This is a genomic window from Erysipelothrix sp. HDW6B (genome assembly GCF_011301115.1).
GTDB classification, from domain to species: domain Bacteria; phylum Bacillota_I; class Bacilli_A; order Erysipelotrichales; family Erysipelotrichaceae; genus Erysipelothrix; species Erysipelothrix anatis.
In genome coordinates this window covers 606,298-628,017 of record NZ_CP049860.1, presented here as the reverse complement: position 1 = coordinate 628,017, position 21,720 = coordinate 606,298, and the positions used below count along the sequence as shown (strand labels likewise).

At 38.2% G+C, this 21,720-nt stretch carries 24 protein-coding genes; 9 read left to right on the top strand and 15 right to left on the bottom strand.

The features are described from left to right. Positions 1-6: 6 nt before the first annotated feature. From G7061_RS02975 to G7061_RS02965, 3 genes are read right to left on the bottom strand one after another with little or no spacing between them, the layout of a single operon-like run. The gene (locus G7061_RS02975; protein ID WP_159635650.1) at positions 7-1,146 is read right to left on the bottom strand and encodes a CamS family sex pheromone protein; all 1,140 of its coding nucleotides are present in this window, start codon (positions 1,144-1,146) and stop codon (positions 7-9) included. Then, positions 1,143-3,125 (bottom strand): NAD-dependent DNA ligase LigA, encoded by a 1,983-nt coding sequence (gene ligA, locus G7061_RS02970; protein ID WP_166082926.1) that lies wholly within the window; start codon positions 3,123-3,125, stop codon positions 1,143-1,145. Before ligA ends, G7061_RS02975 begins: the two co-directional genes overlap by 4 nt. Beyond that, positions 3,122-5,257 (bottom strand): ATP-dependent helicase, encoded by a 2,136-nt coding sequence (locus G7061_RS02965; RefSeq protein WP_166118772.1) that lies wholly within the window; start codon positions 5,255-5,257, stop codon positions 3,122-3,124. Before G7061_RS02965 ends, ligA begins: the two co-directional genes overlap by 4 nt. 126 nt (positions 5,258-5,383) lie before the next feature. On the opposite strand from G7061_RS02965, the gene G7061_RS02960 reads away from it, so the two are divergent. Genes G7061_RS02960 through G7061_RS02950 form a run of 3 tightly spaced genes read left to right on the top strand, consistent with a single transcriptional unit; the run spans position 5,384 to position 7,251 of the window. Continuing rightward, positions 5,384-5,764, top strand: coding sequence for a hypothetical protein (locus G7061_RS02960; RefSeq protein WP_159640883.1), 381 nt, complete (start codon positions 5,384-5,386; stop codon positions 5,762-5,764). Then, positions 5,751-6,611: a class I SAM-dependent methyltransferase gene (locus tag G7061_RS02955; protein ID WP_166082928.1), complete on the top strand. Its 861-nt coding sequence runs from the start codon at positions 5,751-5,753 to the stop codon at positions 6,609-6,611. Before G7061_RS02960 ends, G7061_RS02955 begins: the two co-directional genes overlap by 14 nt. Continuing rightward, positions 6,592-7,251, top strand: a complete 660-nt coding sequence (locus tag G7061_RS02950) for an RluA family pseudouridine synthase (RefSeq protein ID WP_236262208.1) — start codon at positions 6,592-6,594, stop codon at positions 7,249-7,251. The genes G7061_RS02955 and G7061_RS02950 overlap by 20 nt, the downstream gene beginning before the upstream one ends. Here G7061_RS02950 and G7061_RS02945 read toward each other — a convergent pair. Together G7061_RS02945 and cls are read right to left on the bottom strand one after the other, a co-directional pair. After that, positions 7,233-8,099, bottom strand: coding sequence for a patatin family protein (locus G7061_RS02945; RefSeq protein WP_159635664.1), 867 nt, complete (start codon positions 8,097-8,099; stop codon positions 7,233-7,235). The two genes, G7061_RS02950 and G7061_RS02945, sit on opposite strands and share 19 nt — an antisense overlap. Positions 8,100-8,116: 17 nt before the next feature. Next, on the bottom strand, positions 8,117-9,643 hold the full coding sequence (gene cls, locus G7061_RS02940; RefSeq protein ID WP_166118766.1) for a cardiolipin synthase: 1,527 nt from the start codon (positions 9,641-9,643) through the stop codon (positions 8,117-8,119). Positions 9,644-9,756: 113 nt separating this feature from the next. Between cls and G7061_RS02935 the strand changes: the two genes are divergently transcribed. Continuing rightward, positions 9,757-10,461, top strand: a complete 705-nt coding sequence (locus tag G7061_RS02935; RefSeq protein WP_159635670.1) for a coenzyme F420-0:L-glutamate ligase — start codon at positions 9,757-9,759, stop codon at positions 10,459-10,461. On the opposite strand, the gene G7061_RS02930 is transcribed toward G7061_RS02935, so the two are convergent. The 4 genes from G7061_RS02930 to G7061_RS02915 form a co-directional block, all read right to left on the bottom strand. Further along, complete coding sequence (locus G7061_RS02930; protein WP_159635673.1) at positions 10,451-10,861, bottom strand: GNAT family N-acetyltransferase; 411 nt, start codon at positions 10,859-10,861, stop codon at positions 10,451-10,453. The two genes, G7061_RS02935 and G7061_RS02930, sit on opposite strands and share 11 nt — an antisense overlap. Beyond that, on the bottom strand, positions 10,861-11,616 hold the full coding sequence (locus G7061_RS02925; protein ID WP_159645310.1) for a hypothetical protein: 756 nt from the start codon (positions 11,614-11,616) through the stop codon (positions 10,861-10,863). Before G7061_RS02925 ends, G7061_RS02930 begins: the two co-directional genes overlap by 1 nt. A 104-nt stretch (positions 11,617-11,720) precedes the next feature. Beyond that, positions 11,721-12,659, bottom strand: coding sequence for an IS30 family transposase (locus G7061_RS02920; RefSeq protein WP_166118291.1), 939 nt, complete (start codon positions 12,657-12,659; stop codon positions 11,721-11,723). A gap of 125 nt (positions 12,660-12,784) precedes the next feature. Continuing rightward, the gene (locus tag G7061_RS02915; RefSeq protein ID WP_159635679.1) at positions 12,785-12,985 is read right to left on the bottom strand and encodes a cold-shock protein; all 201 of its coding nucleotides are present in this window, start codon (positions 12,983-12,985) and stop codon (positions 12,785-12,787) included. 543 nt (positions 12,986-13,528) lie between these two features. On the opposite strand from G7061_RS02915, the gene G7061_RS02910 reads away from it, so the two are divergent. Continuing rightward, a complete protein-coding gene (locus G7061_RS02910; protein ID WP_159640895.1) occupies positions 13,529-14,404 on the top strand; it encodes an RluA family pseudouridine synthase in 876 nt (291 codons plus the stop codon). 38 nt (positions 14,405-14,442) lie between these two features. On the opposite strand, the gene G7061_RS02905 is transcribed toward G7061_RS02910, so the two are convergent. The 5 genes from G7061_RS02905 to G7061_RS02885 all read right to left on the bottom strand — a co-directional run bounded on the left by G7061_RS02905 (position 14,443) and on the right by G7061_RS02885 (position 17,917). Beyond that, positions 14,443-15,201 carry a hypothetical protein gene (locus tag G7061_RS02905; RefSeq protein ID WP_159645314.1) on the bottom strand — a complete coding sequence of 253 codons (759 nt, stop codon included), beginning with the start codon at positions 15,199-15,201 and terminating at the stop codon, positions 14,443-14,445. A 12-nt stretch (positions 15,202-15,213) separates the two neighbouring features. Continuing rightward, positions 15,214-15,852 carry a hypothetical protein gene (locus G7061_RS02900; protein WP_166118760.1) on the bottom strand — a complete coding sequence of 213 codons (639 nt, stop codon included), beginning with the start codon at positions 15,850-15,852 and terminating at the stop codon, positions 15,214-15,216. 62 nt (positions 15,853-15,914) lie between these two features. Then, a complete protein-coding gene (locus tag G7061_RS02895) occupies positions 15,915-16,472 on the bottom strand; it encodes a signal peptidase I (protein ID WP_159645320.1) in 558 nt (185 codons plus the stop codon). Then, entirely contained in the window at positions 16,450-17,316 is an 867-nt protein-coding gene (locus G7061_RS02890; RefSeq protein ID WP_159640907.1) for a hypothetical protein, read from the bottom strand. Before G7061_RS02890 ends, G7061_RS02895 begins: the two co-directional genes overlap by 23 nt. Positions 17,317-17,326: 10 nt before the next feature. Next, the gene (locus G7061_RS02885) at positions 17,327-17,917 is read right to left on the bottom strand and encodes a hypothetical protein (protein WP_159640910.1); all 591 of its coding nucleotides are present in this window, start codon (positions 17,915-17,917) and stop codon (positions 17,327-17,329) included. A gap of 356 nt (positions 17,918-18,273) precedes the next feature. Between G7061_RS02885 and G7061_RS02880 the strand changes: the two genes are divergently transcribed. Further along, the gene (locus G7061_RS02880; protein WP_159640913.1) at positions 18,274-19,095 is read left to right on the top strand and encodes a purine-nucleoside phosphorylase; all 822 of its coding nucleotides are present in this window, start codon (positions 18,274-18,276) and stop codon (positions 19,093-19,095) included. A 72-nt stretch (positions 19,096-19,167) separates the two neighbouring features. Here the strand turns inward: G7061_RS02880 and G7061_RS02875 are convergent, their stop codons facing one another. After that, positions 19,168-19,605, bottom strand: a complete 438-nt coding sequence (locus G7061_RS02875; protein WP_159635703.1) for a Dps family protein — start codon at positions 19,603-19,605, stop codon at positions 19,168-19,170. Positions 19,606-19,716: 111 nt separating this feature from the next. Here G7061_RS02875 and G7061_RS02870 point away from each other — a divergent pair, with 111 nt between their 5' ends. The 3 genes from G7061_RS02870 to G7061_RS02860 all read left to right on the top strand — a co-directional run bounded on the left by G7061_RS02870 (position 19,717) and on the right by G7061_RS02860 (position 21,700). Further along, positions 19,717-20,208 (top strand): methylated-DNA--[protein]-cysteine S-methyltransferase, encoded by a 492-nt coding sequence (locus G7061_RS02870; protein WP_166118755.1) that lies wholly within the window; start codon positions 19,717-19,719, stop codon positions 20,206-20,208. Continuing rightward, positions 20,192-20,602, top strand: coding sequence for a peptide-methionine (R)-S-oxide reductase MsrB (gene msrB / locus G7061_RS02865; RefSeq protein WP_159635709.1), 411 nt, complete (start codon positions 20,192-20,194; stop codon positions 20,600-20,602). Before G7061_RS02870 ends, msrB begins: the two co-directional genes overlap by 17 nt. Positions 20,603-20,677: 75 nt before the next feature. Continuing rightward, on the top strand, positions 20,678-21,700 hold the full coding sequence (locus G7061_RS02860; RefSeq protein WP_166118750.1) for a M42 family metallopeptidase: 1,023 nt from the start codon (positions 20,678-20,680) through the stop codon (positions 21,698-21,700). Positions 21,701-21,720: the final 20 nt, after the last annotated feature.

Sequence of the window (21,720 nt, the reverse complement as noted above, 5' to 3'; positions counted from 1 at the left end):
TACCTCCTATATAACAGTTATGACTGGATTGCTTCCCGGTTGATAGTTAATGACTGCACGTGTATTTTGGAAAAGTTTTATATTAACTACAACGGGAACTTGATTTGAATCAATACTACTAATTAACGTGCTAACATATTGGGTCAGTCCATGAAATTCGAGTTGTGTTTTTGCACCCATCGTTATTTCAATGACATATTTTTTTACTTCATTATCAACTACAAATGCTTGACCAACCACGCCTACAGATTCATCAGCAATAAAATCTTGAACACGGCGTTTGAAGATTTGGAAGTTGCTACTTGATTGAGGAAGTTGCTGGGTTGCAAGTGTTGAACCCATGTACATCCAACGTTCGTTATTCGCGGTCAATGTTGGAATCGTCTTCGCATTATCGTAGTAAGCATGACCAATAAAGTGACCTGGTAAGTACCGTCCATTCAATGTATCATCGACGCTGTCCTGAACGTAAAAACCAATCATCATTGGCATTGTTTCCATACCTGGAATCTTACGCATGTATGATTCCAATCGAGGACTGATAATGTCATTTGCTATTTGAAAGAGCGACTCATCGGTAATTGCTTGAGTAAGTCCTGTTTCACGATTCACTATCTGGTTACGATCTAATACAACACCCAGACTAATACCGTTAAGCTCGGCTTTGTCTTTGTTTTTATAAAAATTCATTTCATAAATACTGTGAACAAACATTGGATTTGGAATAGTTACAGTTTTAGTCACGATTCCTTTTTCATCCTTCACTTTTTCAACATATGGTTCGGAACCATCACTTGGAGAGTTTAGAGAGTATGGATAGTCATCACTCCGACGATTAATGAGGTGCTGATAGTGCTCTTGTGTGATGATACTTCCCTCAGCAATATAATAAGTGCTTGGAGAAAAATACTCTTTCGACAATTCTTGCAAACGCGATCCAATCTCAATCGTATCAATTTCACGCATCGCTGTCGCATAGCCTTGACGTAACGGCGAAGATGAGTACGGAGTAATGATTGAGTACTCTCCTTTCCCCGCACTTACGATTTGCGTTGTCTCGGTGGTTTCATTCGTTGGTGTTTTGGAACCTTGAATACAGCCAGTAAGAACTAATAGTGCTAATATTATTGTAAGTATTTTTTTCATGATGTTTCCACCTCCCTTATAAAGCGCGCTTCATCCCATGTCTCCACATTAAGTTGTTGGGCTTTCTCTAGTTTTGACCCTGCACTTTCACCATAGACTACCACGTCGGTTTTCGCACTGACACTGCCACTTACGCTACCACCTTGTGATTCAATGATTTTTTTAGCATCTGTTCGTCCCATTGTTTGGAGCGTTCCGGTTAAGACAAATTTCTTCCCACTAAATTTCGATGATACGACTGTATTTGCAAAGTCTGGTCTTAAGCCATAAGACAATAGATTGGCAACAAGTTGCTGATTTTCTTCTAATGAAAAGTATGTTGCAACAGATTGTGCAATAACCACACCAATCTCAGGAATACTTTGTAGTGTTTCAACGTCTGCTTGGATTATATTTTCAATCGTGTTAAAATGCGCAGCTAGTACTGCTGATGTTTTTGCTCCAACATGACGAATCCCTAATCCAAAGAGCCATTTTTCTAACGAATTTTGTTTGCTTTCTTCAATTGCATTTAGGAGTTTTTCAACACTTTTCTCACCCATTTTATCAAGAGTACCTAATGCTTCTTTATGATTTTTTAATGTATAGATGTCAGGAATTGTTTGGAGTAGTCCTGCATCATGAAGTTGATAGACCCTTTTTTCACCAAGGGTATCAATATTCATTGCTTCACGTGAGGCGAAATGCACCAATGCTTCTGCAATTTTAGCAGGGCACTCCGAATTCACACAGTAATGGTCAGCTTCTCCATCAAATCGAACCAAAACTTCTCCACATACTGGACAATGCTTAGGGAACTCATAAGGGACTGCTGATACACTCCGCTTCGAAACGTCCACACTGACGATCTCAGGAATAATCTCTCCTGCTTTACGAACACTTACGGTATCGTTTATTCGAATATCTTTATTTTTGATGTAGTCTTCATTGTGTAATGTTGCATAGCTAACGAGTGACCCAGATATTTGTACTGGCGTGAGTTGCGCATTTGGGGTTATTTTCCCTGTCCGACCAACCGTTACAAAAATATCTTCAACGGTGCTTTTTACTTCTTCCGCTTTAAATTTGTAAGCTGTCGCAAAGCGTGGTGTTCTAACTGTAAATCCAAGAGATTCTTGAATTGCGAACTGATTGACTTTAACAACTACGCCATCGATATCATATCCAAAGGTGTCACGATTCTGCTCAATTTCTTGAATTCGGGCATATACCGCTTCGATTGAATCGAATTTCTTCACTTCTGGATTGACCTTGAAACCAATTTTTTTCAAATAGTCTAATGCATCCGATTGGCTCAAAATCCCAAGTTCTTCTGCATTGACTAAGGTATACCAGAATCCATCGAGTCCCCGTTCACGAACTGTTTTCGGATTTAATTGCCGAATGGTTCCTGCAGCCGCGTTACGACAATTGGCAAAGACATCTTCACCATGTTCGAGACGACTTTGATTAACACGGGTAAATGACGATGCAGGCATAAACACCTCGCCACGAACCGTCACATCAACGTCTTCATTAAGTCGAAGTGGAATTGAGTCAATGACACGAATATTAGCAGTCACATCTTCACCAACACGGCCATCACCACGGGTAACTCCTTGAACAAATTGTCCATCTTCATAATCAATAGACATCGCAAGTCCATCAATTTTCAGTTCTACAATGTATTCTACATTTGGGAATTGTGTTCGGATACGCTGATCAAAAACTTCCAAATCTTCAAACGAAAACGCATTTCCTAATGAATACATAGGAAAGCGATGTGTAATCTTATTAAATCCTTGAGCAATTACACCTCCCACTTTTTGTGTGGGAGAGTTGGGATCAGAGAACTCCGGATGTTCTTGTTCAAGAGTCTGAAGTCTTTGAAACAATTGATCATATTCGACGTCCGAAATTGTTGGGGCATCGAGTGCATGATATTCATAGTTATACTGATGTAATTGTTTACGGAGTGTTTCGATTTCTTCTCTTATCATGACATACTCTCTTTCCGGCGTATTCCTTTAAATTTGCGTGATAAAGTTTTAGTTCCATGTGGGAAATTAAATGCAACACGAATTGTATCGTCTTCCACACGAATCACAATACCTTCGCCAAAATCATCATGAATGACGACATCAGCTTTCTTAAAATTATTCGTACGCGTTGCACGGACTTCTTCTTCAAATGTTGCAAGAGATGTTTGTGCCTCTTCCCGTATAACACTTGGATTGAACGGATTTGAAGGTGTGTCTAGCAATCCCATTTCTTGAATAAATCGGGAAGGTTTGCCATAACCACCTGATACGAAGCTATAACCAATATTATTGGTTACATAGAGTCGTTCTTTTGCACGCGTAATCGCAACATACATTAAACGTCGCTCTTCTTGAATTCCGCCACTACCTTCTTGAATGCTATTTTTATTGGGGAAAATGTTATCAGCAACGCCCATAATGATGACATTATCAAATTCCAATCCTTTTGCGGCATGAACCGTCATCAAACGAACATAGTCACCTTCGACTACAGTTTCACGATCCCCATAAAGGCTTACCATTTGAATGTATGCTTCCAATGATCCTTCATCATGGTTTTTTTCGAATGCCATCGCATCCGACACAAGTTCCTTTAGGTTTTCGATACGTTCCATTTCTTGTAGTTTTTCAAAATGCGACACAAGTCCACTTTCTTTTAAGACATATTGCAGCACGTATTCAATTGAATTTTCAGATGCAACAAGTTTGAAATCTTGAATCATTGCAACATACTTTCTAATTTTGGGATTTGCGAGACCGTTTTGGACATCATATTCCATACTTTCGTACATCGTCATCCCACGCTCTTGTGCTTGATCAAAAATGCCGTCTAACGTCTTATCTCCAATGCCACGACGCGGAATTGCGATACTACGACGTAATGCGAGATCATCACCATGCGTAATCATTCGTAAATAGCTCATCATATCCTTAACTTCTGCATGGTCATAGAATCGAAGTCCGCCATAAATCACATAGGGGATATGGCGTGCCATTAACGCTTTCTCAAGTGATCTAGATAGGTAATTCGAACGATATAAAACTGCAGTATCTAGGTAATTGCCACTCTCATCGTGAAGTGTTTCTATTTGACGTGCAACCCAGTATGCTTCTGATTCCGGATCATCCATGCTATGATACTCGACATCAAATTCACTTTCTTTGTTCGCAAACAAATCTTTCTTTGGACGATCTTTGTTGTTTTCAATCAACTGATTGGCTTTATTTAAAATATGTTGTGTCGAACGGTAGTTCTGATTTAGAACAATCGTCTCGCTCTCGGTATATTTCTTTTCAAAGTTTACGATAAAATCAACATTTGCACCCCGCCACGTATAAATGGTCTGGTCAGGGTCTCCTACAACGTATAATTCATTATCATTACCAACAAGACTGTCAATAATCCCATATTGAATATGATCCACATCTTGAAACTCATCCACAAGAATAACACGGAAACGGCGTTGCCATTTATCACGCACGACTTCATTCTCTTTAAGTAGTTTATTCACAACTAAAAGGAGATCATCAAAATCTAATGCATAGAGTGCTTTAAGACGCTTAACATAGAAATCATAGACATTCGCTTTTTTAGTCTCATGATAATTCGATCCCGCAAGCATCATCGCTTGATGGACGCTAACATTCGCAATTTTATTAGCTGAAATATATGATAATACTTCGCGAGGATTCAGTTCCTTGCGATCATAGTCAAAAAGACGATATGCTTCACGCAAAATCGATTGTTGGTCAGATGTATCAATAATTGTAAAACTACGAACAAGTTCGACAGCTTCGTAATCTTCTCTTAAAATCCGAACACACAAAGAGTGAATGGTTGATGTATGCACTCGGATTGCATCCGAGTCCATTCGCTCCATTCTTTCTTTCATTTCATTCGCAGCTTTATTCGTAAAAGTAATTGCACAAATCTTCGATGGATAGTATCCAAGGTCTTTGATAAGATGCACGATTCGAGTTGTCAGGACGCGAGTCTTCCCACTTCCTGCTCCAGCTATAACGCGGACGTATTTATTGCGGGTTAAAACCGCTTGTTTTTGTTCATTGTTTAATCCTTGTATGTAATCCATTTTATCACCGTTATTATTATAGCATAGTCACTCCCTTTACTCTGTGAGATTTATTCGAGTTTTCGCGCAATAAATTGCGTCGTTACCACGCATGCCTTATAATGTCATGTATATAAGCGAGGACCTATGACTAATTATACAACCATTACAAATATAGTAACTTTATTGAACGAAACTGAAATGATGATTCCAGGTTTGCTAGTTGATCCCACTACATCCATTGACTCGGACTTTTTAAATACATTGGACAGCGTAACATTGCTTGTCCCACGCCGTTTTCAAAGCATGATGTTAACGGGATGGATGGAACGTCAGGGTTACATGTTAAACGATATATCGTCGTATACTTTTAATGTAGATGGCACAAAAATATCTTTTGAGACGTTTGAACACTTTGACCCCAACTTTGATACAAACGAATTAAATCACGAAATTTTCTTTATGGAAAATGCTGTTTTTTACCCATTTTCAAACAGCACTACGGAGGTTCCAAATGCGCATCAGTAACCGATGGCAAGATTTCGAAGTAATCGATGCCGGAAACGGTATGAAAACAGAACGTTATAAAGACATCGTTGTCCGTCGGCCTGACCCGGTTGCAACATGGAAACCAATTGCTCCATCTATGGGTGTAGATGCCTTTTTCGACACTGAGTGGCGTTTCAACAAAACACTCCCTGAGTCATGGATCCTTTCATACGGTGACATGCTGCTAAAAGTAAGACCCACTTCATTTAAACACACCGGTGTTTTTCCAGAACAGGCTGTTAATTGGGATTGGATGCGCAACGTTATTCAATCCAGTTCTCAAGAAGTTCGTATCTTAAATTTATTTGGCTACACTGGTGCAGCAACCATTGCATGTGCAATGGAACCAAACGTCACTGAAGTCGTCCATATTGACGCCCTCAAATCGTTGAATGAATGGACACGTGAAAACATTAGTTTGAATCAGCTAGATGATAAAATGATTCGTACAATTACTGAAGATGTCATGAAATTTTTAAACCGAGAAAAACGCCGCGGTCGTACCTATCATGGAATTATCATGGATCCGCCAAGCTTTGGACGTGGACCCAAAGGCGAACGTTGGAAAATCAAAGATCAATTAGCGCCCTTACTTCAAGCTGCTGTTGAACTTTTAGACAAAGAAGCGTTGTTTCTAAGTGTTAATACCTATACAACTGATTTAAAACCAGAAACAGTGCGACATCTTCTCGATGCTGTCTTACAAAGTGCTGGATTCCCAACGACAACACATAGCGATGACATTGGATTACCTATCACAACAATGGACCAAACGCTATTTGCAGGTGTAACGACAAGGTGGTGTTATGATGAAAATCTTTTATGAGGATAATCACATTATTGTTGTTGAGAAAAAACCAAATCAACCAACTCAGGAAGATGCATCCAACGACTATGACCTTCTTTCTGAAGTACGCGACTATATCAAAGTTACCTACAATAAACCCGGAAACGTTTTTGTAGGCCTTGTTCACCGATTGGATCGCCCGGTTGGTGGCGTCATGGTTTTTGCCAAAACATCCAAGGCCGCAAGCCGATTAAGTGACCAAGTTCGAACACATAAACTTGATAAAATCTATACCGCCGTCATTCAAGGCGCTCTTGAGCCACAAACATTACGTGATTATATGCTTAAAAACCGTAAAACAAATATGTCTCGTGTCGTATCCAAAAATACACCCGAAGCGAAATACGCAGAGTTAGTTATCCTAAATAGTTTTTACAATGCTGAACACAATTTATCAACCGTCACTGTTTCATTAATTACGGGGCGATCACATCAAATTCGCGTGCAATTTTCATCACGCAACCACCCATTGTGGGGTGATGCTCGCTACAATCCGCAAGCAAAGGCTGGACAACAAATTGCCTTATGGGCAACAACGTTAACGTTTGAACATCCGACAACAAAAGAACGTATGACTTTTGAAAGTCATACGCCCGATCGTTATCCTTTTACACTTTGATAAAAACTGATTATTTCATCACGTCGTGCGTCACAGTCACGATGTGCAATTTCAAATAGATTCTCAAATTGATCTTTTGATCCCTTAAAGCGCCCTATTCCTAACTCTTCTGTTGGGTACATATAGAGTGCTTTTTCTTCGTCTACAAGTGAATCAATAAGCTTACGTTCTCGATAGTATACATCAACACGATCTGAAAAGTCATTCACTAATTTCGGATATTTACGGTAGATGATTTTTAACATACTACTTGATACAAAACCCTGCGGCTTACGGACATAGTCTTTCGACTTCGTCGTTACAATCATATGCTTCACACAACCTGCATCGATACTTCGTTGAACAGGAATCATCGTTGTGATACCTCCGTCCATATAGTCTCGACCCTCAATAGATACACGACGACCAACAATTGGTAATGTACACGCAGCTTGGATATAACGAGGATGTTTCGCAATCTCATATTTGTCTTTCCAAACAGTTTGCTCACCTTCAATATCATAGACACCAATTTCAATATCACCAGGAATTGTGTCAATACTTTCCAGTGGATAATCAAGCTTTCGCGTAACTGCATCATACAAGAACTCATAACCAACGATTGTGCGTTCTTTCATCAAGGGTTTTACCCCCACATTTCGTGTATCTGCAGCAACATCAATAGCAGCTTGCTTAAGGGTTTCCGGTTTATCCAAAACATACATCCCAGCATACAACGCTCCAGATGATATCCCCACCACATAATCAAAATGCAAATCATTTTTTAACAGCCAGTTTAAAACCCCAGCGGTATACGCACCACGCATGCCGCCTCCTTCAAGAACTAAGCCAATTTTATCCTTTGTCATACTTCCAACCTTTTCTTTTACATGAGTCCGCTGAAGACGCGAACAACCGATCTAAAAACACGTACAATGAATGGTGTTTCTAGTGCTTCTTCTAGTGTAATTTCAATACAGTGATTATTGATTGTATCAATTGAGTCTTCATAACATTTTGTCACTGTTTCACTATCCATAAATAGAATACTACATTCGTAGTGCAAATAGTAACTGCGATAATCCATATTCGTTGTTCCAATCATTGCAATCTCATCATCAACAACCACTGTTTTTGAGTGAACAAACCCTGGTTCATATTCAAAAATACGAACCCCATGCTCAAGTAAATCTTGATAATTTGATTTCGTCACTTGGTTAACGACAACTTTATCAGGAATATGTGGTACAACGATCCGTACATCAACACCCGATCGAGCAGCCATTTTCAATGCCATAACCATTTCGTATCCAATAATAAGATATGGTGTCTGAATATATATGTAACGACGGGCATTATTGATCATATACATATGAGCATCCAACCCCATATCCACATCATCTGTCGGTGCATCACCAAACGGTAGCACATACCCTACATTCTCCTCGAGTTGAGGGAAGGTATATTGAAAATCCAACGGGTCTTCAATGCGCTCTGAATAGTATCGCCAAAATTGGAGGAACATCATCGTCAAAGAGTGAACCGCATCACCTTCAATCATAACTGCAGTATCTTTCCAATGTCCAAATTTACTGCCAATATTTATGTATTCATCCGCAAGGTTCATACCTCCAACAATTCCCACACGACCATCAACCACGCATATTTTACGGTGATTTCGGTTGTTCATTTGAATTGCCAGTTGGGCAATTAGCGGGTTAAATGCAATTGCTTGAATCCCTGCGTCATCACATTGTTGTTGTAAATCTTTAAAAAGTGCACAACCCCAATCATCATACATCAACCGTACATCAACGCCTTCCGCGACCTTTTCTCGCAGAATTTCATAGATTGATTGCCACATCAAACCATCTTTAATAATAAAATACTCTAAAAAGATGTACGATTTAGCACTTCTTAACGCTTCTTTCATTGCTTCAAATTTCACTTCACCTGATTCCAAATACACGGACTTTGTATTCGTATAAAGTGGGTAATTTGTCGTATTCACAATGTAGCGAAGCATTCGATTCCAGTGCGGATTTTTTGTTTCTGCATTATCCATGATGACGTTATAATCCAAATCTAAAAACGAATTTTCAGAATAGGCATCTGTGATCTTTTCTCGTAGTTTGCGCGGTACTTTCTTTCCACCAAACGACAAGTAAAGAACCGCCCCAATTGGTGGAAAGACGAGAATCACAATCGTCCATGCCAAACGATATACTGGATTATCATTCCGATTAATAACATAAATAACCAATAGGACCGCCAAGAACATTAAGATTGAGTAAATCGTTGCATAGTTTAGCGATAAATTCCATACTAAATACAGGAGTAACCATAGTTCCGCAACAACGATGATCCCCACGACAAATATTTTATTTGTAATTATACGTAATAGTGTCTTCATATCCACCTCACTTGAGGAAATTATACTTGATTGCACTTGATTATTGCAAGTTATCACTTGCTTATGACCCTTTGAGTCGCTATGATTATAAAGTACAGAAGGGAAGCATTTGTATGACTATAAAAGCGAATGAAAATAAAGCATTAACCGTATGCGTTAATGGACAAGAATATGAGCGTTTACCAATTAAAACTAAGTTGGTAATGCCAAATGATAAGATTGATGCTGTTGTGGGTGAGTTCGCAACACCATTCCTTCAAGATGGCGATATTTTATTTGTAACTGAGAAAATTGTTGCTATTACGCAAGGCCGCGCCTATCCTATTAAGGATGTGAAGCCGCGTAAACTTGCATACACTCTTTCAAACTATGTAACAAAAACACCGCACGGAATTGGTTTGGGTATGCCTGAAACCATGGAGATGGCATTGCGTGAATGTGGAACACCTCGCATCATTTTTGCCGCTGGTGTTGCTGCAATTACAAAAGTTTTTGGACGTAAAGGTGACTTCTACCGCGTTGCTGGTTACAAAGCGCGATCAATTGATGGTCCCACATCACATACAATTCCACCATACAATGAATATGTTGTCCTAGGACCTGAACGTCCAAACGAAGTTGCCAAAGAACTAAAAGCACTTTTCGATAAGGACATTGATGTCATTGTTGTTGATATTAATGATTTAGGCGGAAATATTCTTGGATCAAGCAATTCCGCAATTGACTTGGACCAAATGGTAAAAATATTAAAAGATAATCCCCTTGGGCAACAGTCACAATCGACACCCTTAGGAATTATCCGTAAAGTTAAAGCTTAACAGTATATATTTCTTTTTGAGTTTCACCCATGTGGTATAACTCGTGGTCTGTATCCACATCCACCGTTTCCACATAAGCACCACTCAAACGTTTAATAATTTTCTGTGACGCTATATTATCCGGATTGCATGTAAGAATAACTTCATGTACATCCGGTTTTTTTATTGCCAAAATATCAAAGAGAGCAAGCGTAGCTTGATAGGCAAGGTTCTTTCCACGGTAAGGAGGATAAATCACATATCCAATATTACCGTAGAAACGAAGATCGCGCCCTGTTTCATTTCGAAATTCGCATCGTCCAACGAAGCGCGACATTTCGGGAACGAAAATATCATACAAGAATGTTTCGACACCTTGATGATCATATTCATCTGTGATATCAATTAACTCAATTTTCATCATGCCTTCTTGGTGAACAACTCTTGGTATAGTTTGAATCCAACGAAAGCCGCAAACGCAAATCTTAAAATTTCGGTTAAGATTGGCATGTTTAAATTAAACAACAATCCTGTAATAGCAACATTAATAAAGACGAGTACAAGGGCAATTGCTGCATTAGGCAAGAGTTTATCTTCGCGGACTCCACGAATAATTAATGCAAATCCTGCTGTATAAATGATGTACTCATAAATTCGAGACAGTAATATATTTGCGTAATAGAAGTTAGGATTATTAACAACTTCGTTCACCAGATTTGCAACTTGTTCTGGTGTAAATGATGGGTTTAGAACTGTCGCTGCGGTTCCTTTATTAATCGCAAAACCAAACATAAAGATATTTGTAAGTGTACTTAAAGTAGATGCAACAAAGAAAATCATTAACCCAAAAGAGAGATGTGTTGTTGTCCACTTGGTAAATTTAAATTTCTTATATGCAATTGGGACAACAATAATGGAAGCAAGCGTGAATGCAACTGCACTCATTATTCCCCAGATCATGCCGTATTGCGGACCAAATGTCATTTTTGTGATGTCCCCAAATGGTATTTGAGCAACCGCAAAAATAATGTTCATAAGGAAGTAACTCAACACTCCCCACATAACGCCTTTAACTATTGTTTCTTCTTTTCTCATTTTAATGTAGTATCCCAGTAACCAGCCTAATAATGCAAGAATACTGAAACCTAGAATTACAAATTTTAGTGGTGATACCATAATTTCCTCCAATATTTACTAATAGATATTATAATCTAAATTCTGATAGAATGCGACTTTCTGTCCATTAAAAAACAGTAACCGAAGTTACTGTTTTTCTTTTATCAAATCTCAACCGCACCACTATTCATTTTTAAAAATTCTATCTCATAAGCAGTTTTAAAGTCAAATATTTTACGCGGCATTGAGTTGATTTTAAAGGCAATGTCATCTAGATATTGTTGTCCAATGCTGTAAAGTGACTTTCCTTTCGGTATAAATCTTCTAACTATCGCATTGGCTCGTTCATTGGAACCACGCTGAAAAGAACAGTAAGGATCGCATTTATAAAGTTTGACACCGAGTCGTTTTGCAGTAATTCCCATTGTGTTAAATTCTAATCCATTATCAACGGTTATTGATTTCGTTACTATTTTGTTTTCTTCTATAAATTTTCTAATTAATGAGGATGTGTAATAGTCTAATCGATACTCAGCCTTTATCAGCCAATTCATTCTGGAACATCGATCTACGATTGATATTATTGCTGCACTTTCATTTTTCTTTCCGATTATTGAGTCAATTTCAAGGTGACCGATTTCATCTCGGGCCTCTATATAATTGGGTCTCAGACTAATTGGTAGCACAGTTCGATTTTCCAAATTCCATTGAAAGTGGTTCATCATTCCACTCATTCGCTTCTTTCGTCTACGTCTTTTGTAACACATCCTAAGAGGGTCAATCGTAAGTTTTCCTTGGTTGATCCAGTTATACACTTGTTGAACGGATACACAGGGTTTATGAGGATGATACCTTCTATAGTTGTTGAGGCAGACATCGATAGAACGGACTTTCGGATCATAACGAGAATTGAGGTAATCGATTAAGTGGTTATATTTATGTTGAATATCTATTTTTCTTTTCTTATAATGATTGCTTTTATACCTCGAAACAGTTGAATGCGAAATATTCAGTTCGCGTCCAACTTGTCGCATCGAATATCCTACACTCAATAAAATATCGATTTGGTCTTTTATTTTTCTATTTAATTGCTTATACTTCATATGGGAGCTCCTTTTAGTCGGGTGGGCTCCTTTTATTATACAAAAACAACCGCACCTTGGTGGTGCGGTTGAGATTTGAATTTAGGAAAAACAGTAACCGAAGTTACTGTTTTTGGCTAAACTAATTAGATAGCTCTAACGTTTGCTGCTTGCTCTCCGCGTGGACCTTCAACGACATCAAAGCTAACTTCTTGACCTTCTTCTAAAGATTTGTATCCGTCTGCTTCGATTGCTGAATAATGAACGAAAACGTCTTGCCCACCTTCGATAGTAATGAATCCGTAACCCTTCTCAGCGTTAAAGAATTTCACTTTCCCTGTACTCATGCCAGTACCTCCTATCAGAAATAAGTTGTACTCAAACGTAAATTTCAAACTATGGTAAACAGTTTTTAACACACATTGAGTTCCTACGATATAATTCTTACAAATTACAATCATATTCTTATTACAATTTGATATTATCATCATTATAGAAGTGTGTCAATCCATTTTCAGATTTGTGAAGCGTTTTCAAGGCTATTCCATTAAACATCAAAATACATACTATTTATTTGGGTGTATTTTTCATGGATATGCACTGTTAAAGCCCTTGATACCACTTACCGCTATTCTGAAAACCTGTTTCATCATTGGGGATTTTTACCATGTTTTTCACAAGCAAACGGCTAAATTATGACCACCCCAGTCCGTGTATCTTGAAAAGTCAAGAAAAATAATTTTAAAAAAATTATACCGTTCAAACCCTATCGAATTTATAGAGGTAGTTAATCATCCTTTGCAAAAGAATATTTCGTACTTTATATATAATAAGGATACTATCTATTTAAGGTGTTTTCTGTCATAATGAAATACGAAATGAGGTAATTTATGAAACATACAATTAAAGTAGTCCGCGATGGTGAAGTTTTAGATACAGTTTTGAGCGCTGATCTAGCATACAGCCGGTCAAAAATTAAATCATTACTGAAACATGAATGTATATCTATCGATAATGAGGTCACAACACAGTTTGATGACCCTGTTTATGTAGGGCAAACAATCACAATTGTCTCACATAATCAACAACGCGATACGCCACTACAGATCTTGTATGAAGATAATGAAATTCTTGTCATCGACAAACCTTATAAACTCTTAACAGTTGCAACAAATAAGAATGAAGAGCTAACTGCTTATCGGCTTGCAAGTGATTATGTCAAAACGCAAAACTCTAAGAACAGAATCTTTGTTGTCCACCGCCTCGATCAGGATACATCTGGTGTTCTAATGTTTGCAAAAAACGAGCGTGTCAAGAAAATGTATCAAGATGATTGGAACGCAGCGGTTCTTGACCGCACTTATATCGCGATTGTCGAAGGTCGTGTACAAAAAGAAAATGATACGATCAAATCTTTCCTACGTGAAAACAAAACAACGCATATGTATTCAACGACTACTGGTCAAGAGGCTATCACACACTACAGCGTTATCCGTAGAAGCGAAAAATTTTCACTCCTTAAAGTCCAACTCGATACAGGCCGTAAAAATCAAATTCGCGTGCATATGTTAGATATTGGTCACCCAATTATTGGCGACCGTAAGTACGATGCGAAAACCAATCCTATCAAGCGAATGGGATTGCATGCTTATCGAATGATTGTGAAGCATCCAAAATCTGGTAAAGTCATGGAATTTATTTCACCTTTACCACCGAAATTTAAACGTCTTACTCGTGTCACGGAACAACAAATCGAATCCATTTAATAAAAAAGTGTTGACCGCTAAATATGGTCAACACTTTTTTACGCCATTTTTTTCCAGACACGATCATCATCACCTGGTGCTACAACACCCTTGTTTTTAGAGTTATCTGCCGTAAGTAGTGAATATGTAGCATCACCATAACGCACGGAAACTACTTCACCCTGCAAGGATTTCGTATACAAGGCATTTTCCACATACTCAACATGATTCATCGGTGTCCAACCAACATCCGTTCCAGGGACATGACCCTGTTTATATTTCTGATTCGCAATGTACACAACGTTCTCGAAATACACTACAGATTGTCCATCAAATGGGTTCTTAGGAATCCCTTGCGTCTTAGTATACTTTCGATTCGAAAATGTAAGGTACGATGCAACCTGTTGCGCATTAAACGATCCATTTTTGTAGAAATACGCTATATCACCAGATACTGTATATCCTTCGTTTGGATGATTTTGTGGATTAAATGCGCCCAAATTATTGTTATAAATGGACATGATTTTGTGATTATACCAGGCTAGGTCATACGATTTCGTTTCATCTATGTCTTGCTTAATGAGATAGTAAAAACCCTGGTCGTCTTGTACGATGGTACCTGCGGCATATCTATTTCCCGGGACATATTTGGGAACGGAATTTCCAAAAGGTGATGAAAAATCACCAATGCGCATTGAAATTTTCGATTCTTTTTGGGTTCGGGCAACATCAAATGTGTCCCACATAGCTTTGATACTCACCGTCATTGTGATCAAAATGATGATCATGAGCAATGGCGTATATTTTTTTACATTCATAGTTAGGACTCCTTATTGTGGCGTTACCGTGATGTTAATATCAAACGCTATCGTAGATTCCTTTACAAAGTCATAATGCTCTTTCGTTGGTGGCATCCCTAGCTGAAAAGCATGCTTAAATGCTTGGAGATTACCATCGCCCAAGAAAATGTCACGAGTTGCACCAAATGAAATTTCGTTTACCCAATTTGGGTTTGATGTATCGCGATTTGCTGTGATAGGTGTTCCCGAAAAGAGAATGAGATTGAGATAAGACTCATCATCTCGCCTTTCTGTGATTCCATCGATATTTTTTTCAAATCGAAAATTACTATAAACAACCTGTAGCGTTCCTGGATGTCCTGTCGCAAAATCAGTTCCATTTTCTTCCCAGGATACTGAGTATCCTGTTTCCAATGTATCAACCGACTTTCCCTCAACGGCTTTTCCTTTTGGAACGAGAGGTAGTTCTGTATTTTTAAATATATTTAAATCACCAATTTGTGTCGATACGGTTACCGTATCTCCGCTTCCAATTTTCATTGTATTTGTCTTTGTTACTTCTGATGGTGGAGATACGGTTCCATCAAACCAGTAACTCCACGTAAAACCTGTTAATAATAACGCTAAAACAGATAGTGAAATTAAAGCAATTAACTTATCGCGTTTCATTACTTCCCCTCAATGATTCTTCTATTTGTTAATTAGTCTTGACTCAGATACCAAAAAACGACTCAAACACGCAATGTGTCTAAATCATCTTTGGGGGAATCTTCATCTTTTTCATAGTAGACATGCACTATGGTCAATACAATTGCAGTTAATGCGACCAAGAGAATTGGCACCGCATTGTTGTAAAGTGGGATAAGCAGATGACCTACTTTAGGTATGGTCATAACAACTTTTCCACGAATTTGATTACCGTGAATTGTCCAGGTATCCATCGTTTCACTTACATTTGGTTTTGTTCTGTAGTTATTTCCATCAATTTCCGCAATATAATGTGTAACCAGCTCGAGTGTTCCGTCTCCATCAATATCGACATCAAAAGTAATAATATCATCTACCTTTAAGGTCTCAGGAGTTACTCTTTTGACAACAATTAAATCATTTACATTGATCACAGGTGTCATACTGTCGCTGATAACCACATAAGAACTATGCTTAACGACGTGCGACATTACGTTTGGAAAAAAGCGTATTGCACCAATTACCAACGCTAAAATAGCGATGATAAGGTAGAATGCGATAGATCCTACCTCACGTCGTTTAGTGGTTTCTTTTTTGTTCATACGTTTCTCCACTTCGTAACGCCCAAACTGTTTCATTTTCACCTGGTTTGATGTATTCGCCAGTTTGAGGGTCTTTGTTGCTTTTCGTTCGCAGTTGATAAACAATATTTTTTCCGTTTTCATTCATTACAACAGATACGGGATATCCTTTGTATTTTACATACAGATAGTTTTCATTAAAAACTGGATCATTTAATGAAGTCCATCCTTTTGATTCACCAGGAACTGGTCGACTCGAGCCATCATAGTCTTGATTCGTGATGTAAAGCTTATCTTTGTGCCACACAACTTGATTCTTCCCTTTAAATTTGGGATTTATATATGCTTGGGGATTGTTGCGATTCAATGCAACAGCTGCATATCCAGTTTTATAGCGTTTGGTAGCATCAAAGAGATAGGTTGTAATATCTTCATGCATGATACGTTTTCCATCTTCAAACCGACTGATATGGTAGTCATCGAAGGTGTAAAAACCATGTAAATATCTGTTCGACACGTTATCAGGCACCGAGTCAGATAATATTCTGAAGGGGGATACGTCGTCAGGGTATCGTGATGGTTCACGGTGAATTCCTGATTCGACTGGATTAACAACCACATAAATATCGCCTCGTGATTCGAATAATTCACCGATACGGTATTTACGATTTAAATCGTAATCTTTTAAGAGATCATAATCCTTCGTTAGTGTCATGATACCGAGGTAATCATGAATTGTAACAGAGCATTCGACAGTATTACTTGCTGAGTTAACGCCATATGATTGCCAATAACTGTACGTTTTAGTAGATACAATCAAGCAGCCTAAGATGCTTAGAATCCCTATCAACACTCGTGCAATCATTCAATAGCACCTATAACGGAGTTACTGATAAGCGCACTTTAACTTTAATAGTTTTGTTTGCAATTGCTTCGTATTCTGATTTATTTTTAGGTTCATTCATGGTTACTGATAAACCAATTGGAGTAGCTGTTGAATCATTCAAAGTAATTGTCGGCATCGTTTCGTCAAATGTTGGTTTGATGAGTGATGTTGCAATCTTGTTGTCAGTATGGTTAACGTCAATTCCATCAATAGAAACACCGAGAATTTCAGCTTTGATTGTTCCCTGTGCACCTGATGCAATTTCTTTACCGATTTGGTTTTCAGTCCATGTTGCATTAATTGTTAGTGCAGCCTTAGAACTAAAAGTTGAGCGTTCGCCTTCGGATAGTTTGTTATAAATATCAGCAGGAATCAATGGTTTCGTTGTTGATCCGGGAGCAATCGTTAACGTTGTTTCGACTTCTTGGTTCTTGGCCGCTCCTAATACAACTGTGTTTTCGCCATTTTCAGTTAGGTGGGGTTTGATCGTACCAGCATTCCAGTATGACCATGTGTATCCTGTTAATAACAGTGCCAGTAAGATTAAGACGCTAATACTTACTTTCTTTGAATTCTTCATTAAAATAATGTCTCCTTTTTTCATACCTACCAATACTACCACCGTAAGTTGTTTATTTCAACTTATTTTCACACTTTCACTAACATTAGCTATAAATTTAATATTTTCTTCATGTTTATGCATAAAATGAAAGATTATATTGTTTAAAGTGAAATCAAGATGAATAAACCTTACCCCTTTTCAGTTATGATACTTTGTATTATATCTTTCGATTTCCTCCATTGCAATCAATTTGTCTTATTTGGAGCATATTGGAGCGTGAAATAATCTCGCTATTTCGTTAATTTCACTACCTTTTTTCACAAAAATAGTCTTTTCTTTGTGATATGGTTATAATAGATAAAAAGGAGACATTTATGTTCTATAATCAAATCAATGAATCTACTGCATTTATTCAACAGATTACTGCAACTAAACCCCGAATTGGAATTATTCTTGGAAGTGGTTTAGGAAGTCTAGTTGATGAAATGGAAGTTCACCATACCATTTCATACGCTGATATCCCCCATTTCCCACAGTCTCACCTAGTTGGTCATGCCGGCAACCTCGTTTTCGGAACCATTGGTTCTCAAGAACTTGTTGTCATGCAAGGACGTTTCCATGCGTATGAAGGTTTCCCAATGAAAGAAGTAACCTATCCAATTTATGTTATGAAAGCACTTGGAATCGAGAGTCTCATTGTCACCAATGCATGTGGTGGTATTAATCCAACATTTAAGCCTGGTGATTTGATGATTATTGATGATTTCATCAATGGTGTATCAACAAACCCTCTCGTCGGCCCCAATGATGATCGTCTGGGACCACGCTTCCCTGACATGTCTGAACCTTACAGTTCAAAACTCCGTGATCACGCACGTCATACCGCACACGGTCTGAATATAGAGTACAAAGAAGGTATCTACACATTCTTCCAAGGCCCTTACTATGAGACTCGAGCTGAAATCCGCATGTACGGTAAACTTGGTAGTGATGCAATTGGTATGTCTACCGTTCCTGAGACCATTGTTGCAAACTATCTTGGTTTAGATGTATTAGGCATCTCTGTTATTACGAATATGGCCACTGGTCTTCGAACTGGAAAACACTCTCACGATGAGGTTGTTGCCATTGCCAACAAAGCAAGTCTTGATTTATGCAAATGGGTCACACAGATGCTTAACACTTGGGACTTTTAATTTCATTCACTAAAAAGGGCAATACCATCATCGGTATTGCCCTTTTATCACCATTTATAATTATTTGTGATCTTACTTAATGTAAGATTTCATCATCCACAATGATTTTCCTAAATCTTGGGAAATCGCTGTAAAATGATCTGCAGTCCCTGGATCTTCATTTTCTTCTGCAAGTTTAATGACACGAAGCGCTTGATTGTTTAATGTTTCAAAATCAACAATCAAATGTTTTATACCTTCAATTGCAGTAATATCATGATCTCCAAGTTCTTTGATGCTTGTGCGATCAAGAATTGCTTTATAGCTACCTAGTGGACGTGATCCAATAACAAGTAAACGCTCAGCTACAGTATCAATTCTTTCTTCTGCTTCATCATAGAATTCGTCCATTTGTTTATGCATTGGGAAAAATCCTTCACCAACCATAAACCAGTGGATATTGTGAATCTTCATGCCGACCACAATTTGGTCTGCCAAAAATGTGCTAACTGCTTCATATAAATTATTCATATCAAATCCTCCTATACCTAAAGTATACGCCTTTCTTTGTGATAAGAAAATGAAAGTAACTTTAAACGTTTCAGTTTCGACTTATGCTATAATTTCTTTAGAGGTGAGACCATGAAATATACATCATTTGAATGTCTAGGTACTACATTTTATATTGTTAAAGATGATCTAGGTGTGCGCTATTTCGGAAATAGTTATGCGGATTTCCAAAAATACGCACCAACAGCTGTCGAGGACTCTCAAGCATTCGAACTTGAAGTGGATGAATTATCCCGTTATCAAGCAGGTACTTTAGATACTTTCTCGTGGAAACTTGCGCCACAAGGTACGGATTTTCAAAAATCGGTGTGGCAGGTTTTAAATACCATCCCCTATGGCGTGACATGGTCCTATTCCGATGTTGCCATTGCATTGGGTGATGTTAAAAAAGTTCGTGCTGTCGGAAGTGCTATTGGTAAGAACCCAATCATGATTGTTACCCCATGCCATCGCGTCATTGGAAAAGATGGAAGATTACATGGATTTACAGGAGGGCTCGATCTAAAAGTTAAATTATTGGATATTGAATCCAAGGAGGAACATGACTATGGATCTCAAAGATAAACTAACTCCCATTCAGTTTGAAGTAACACAAAACAGCGCTACAGAACGTCCATTTACTGGAGAGTACGATGATTTTTATGAACGTGGAATTTACGTTGATATCGTGAGTGGTGAAGCACTCTTTTCATCAAAAGATAAATACGATGCTGGATGTGGATGGCCATCATTCACAAAACCAATTGAGAAGGTTCATGAAATAGAGGACTTTACGCACAACATGCATCGTATTGAAGTGCGTTCGCTCAATGCTGATTCGCATTTAGGTCACGTTTTCAACGATGGACCACGTGAACAGGGTGGTTTGCGATATTGTATTAACTCTGCAGCATTACGATTCATCCCTAAAGATGACATGGAAGCCGAAGGATATGGCGACTACTTAAAATTTATTTAGGAGGGAAACCTCCTTTTTTTGTGGCTTGCTACTGCATCAATTCAAGCCTATAATAAGTTGTAAAGGAGATTATATATGAACACAATTATCGAAGATTTAGTAACTTTATTAAACATTAAAAGTCCTACTGGACATACAGAAGCCGCAATTCAATTTGTTGCATCAAAATTTGAATCAATGGGTTTAATAACACGACGCACAAACAAAGGCGCTCTAATCGCTACATTACCTGGAATAGATGATAATGCGCATATCACGCTATCCGCTCACGTTGACACGTTGGGTGCTCAAGTAAAAGAAATTACTGCGGATGGAAGTCTAAAATTAACACAAATTGGTGGTTATGCCTGGACGACAATTGAAGGAGAACATGTTACAGTTGAGACTTTAGATGCAGCTTTTTATACCGGTAGTATTATCACAACTGTTGCTTCATCACATGTTCATGGTGCCAAAACAAATGCAACAGAACGAAACGAAAATACACTTATCGTACGCGTTGACGAAAAAGTCTTTAACAAACAAGATGTCTTAGATTTAGGTATTCGTGTCGGTGATTTTGTTCACCTTGACCCACGAACAGTCGTAAGCCCTTCAGGCTTTATTAAATCACGTCACTTGGATGACAAGGCGTGTGTCGTTTCCTTATTTGGAATGGCTGCTTATTTCGTTGAAAATAATATCAAACCTGCTCACACAACCCATTTCTTTATCTCGAACTATGAGGAAGTCGGTCATGGTGCATCTGCAGCAATTCCTGAAAAAACTGTAGAGTTTATAGCTGTTGATATGGCAGCTCCAGGCTCTGGACAAACATCTGATGAGTATTCAGTCACCATTTGCGCCAAAGATAGCTCTGGCCCATACGATTACGAATTGAAGAAACGTCTTGTTACGTTAGCTCAAGAAAATAAAATTCCGTTCAATATTGATATTTATCCATTTTACGGGTCGGACGGTTCAGCAGCATTACGGGCTGGTCATGATATCCGCGTTGGGTTAATTGGTCCTGGCGTCGATGCTTCGCATAGCTTTGAACGCACCCATGAAGATGCAATTCAAGCAACTATTGATTTAGGAATTGCCTACCTAAAATAATAAAAAAAACCACATTTCGC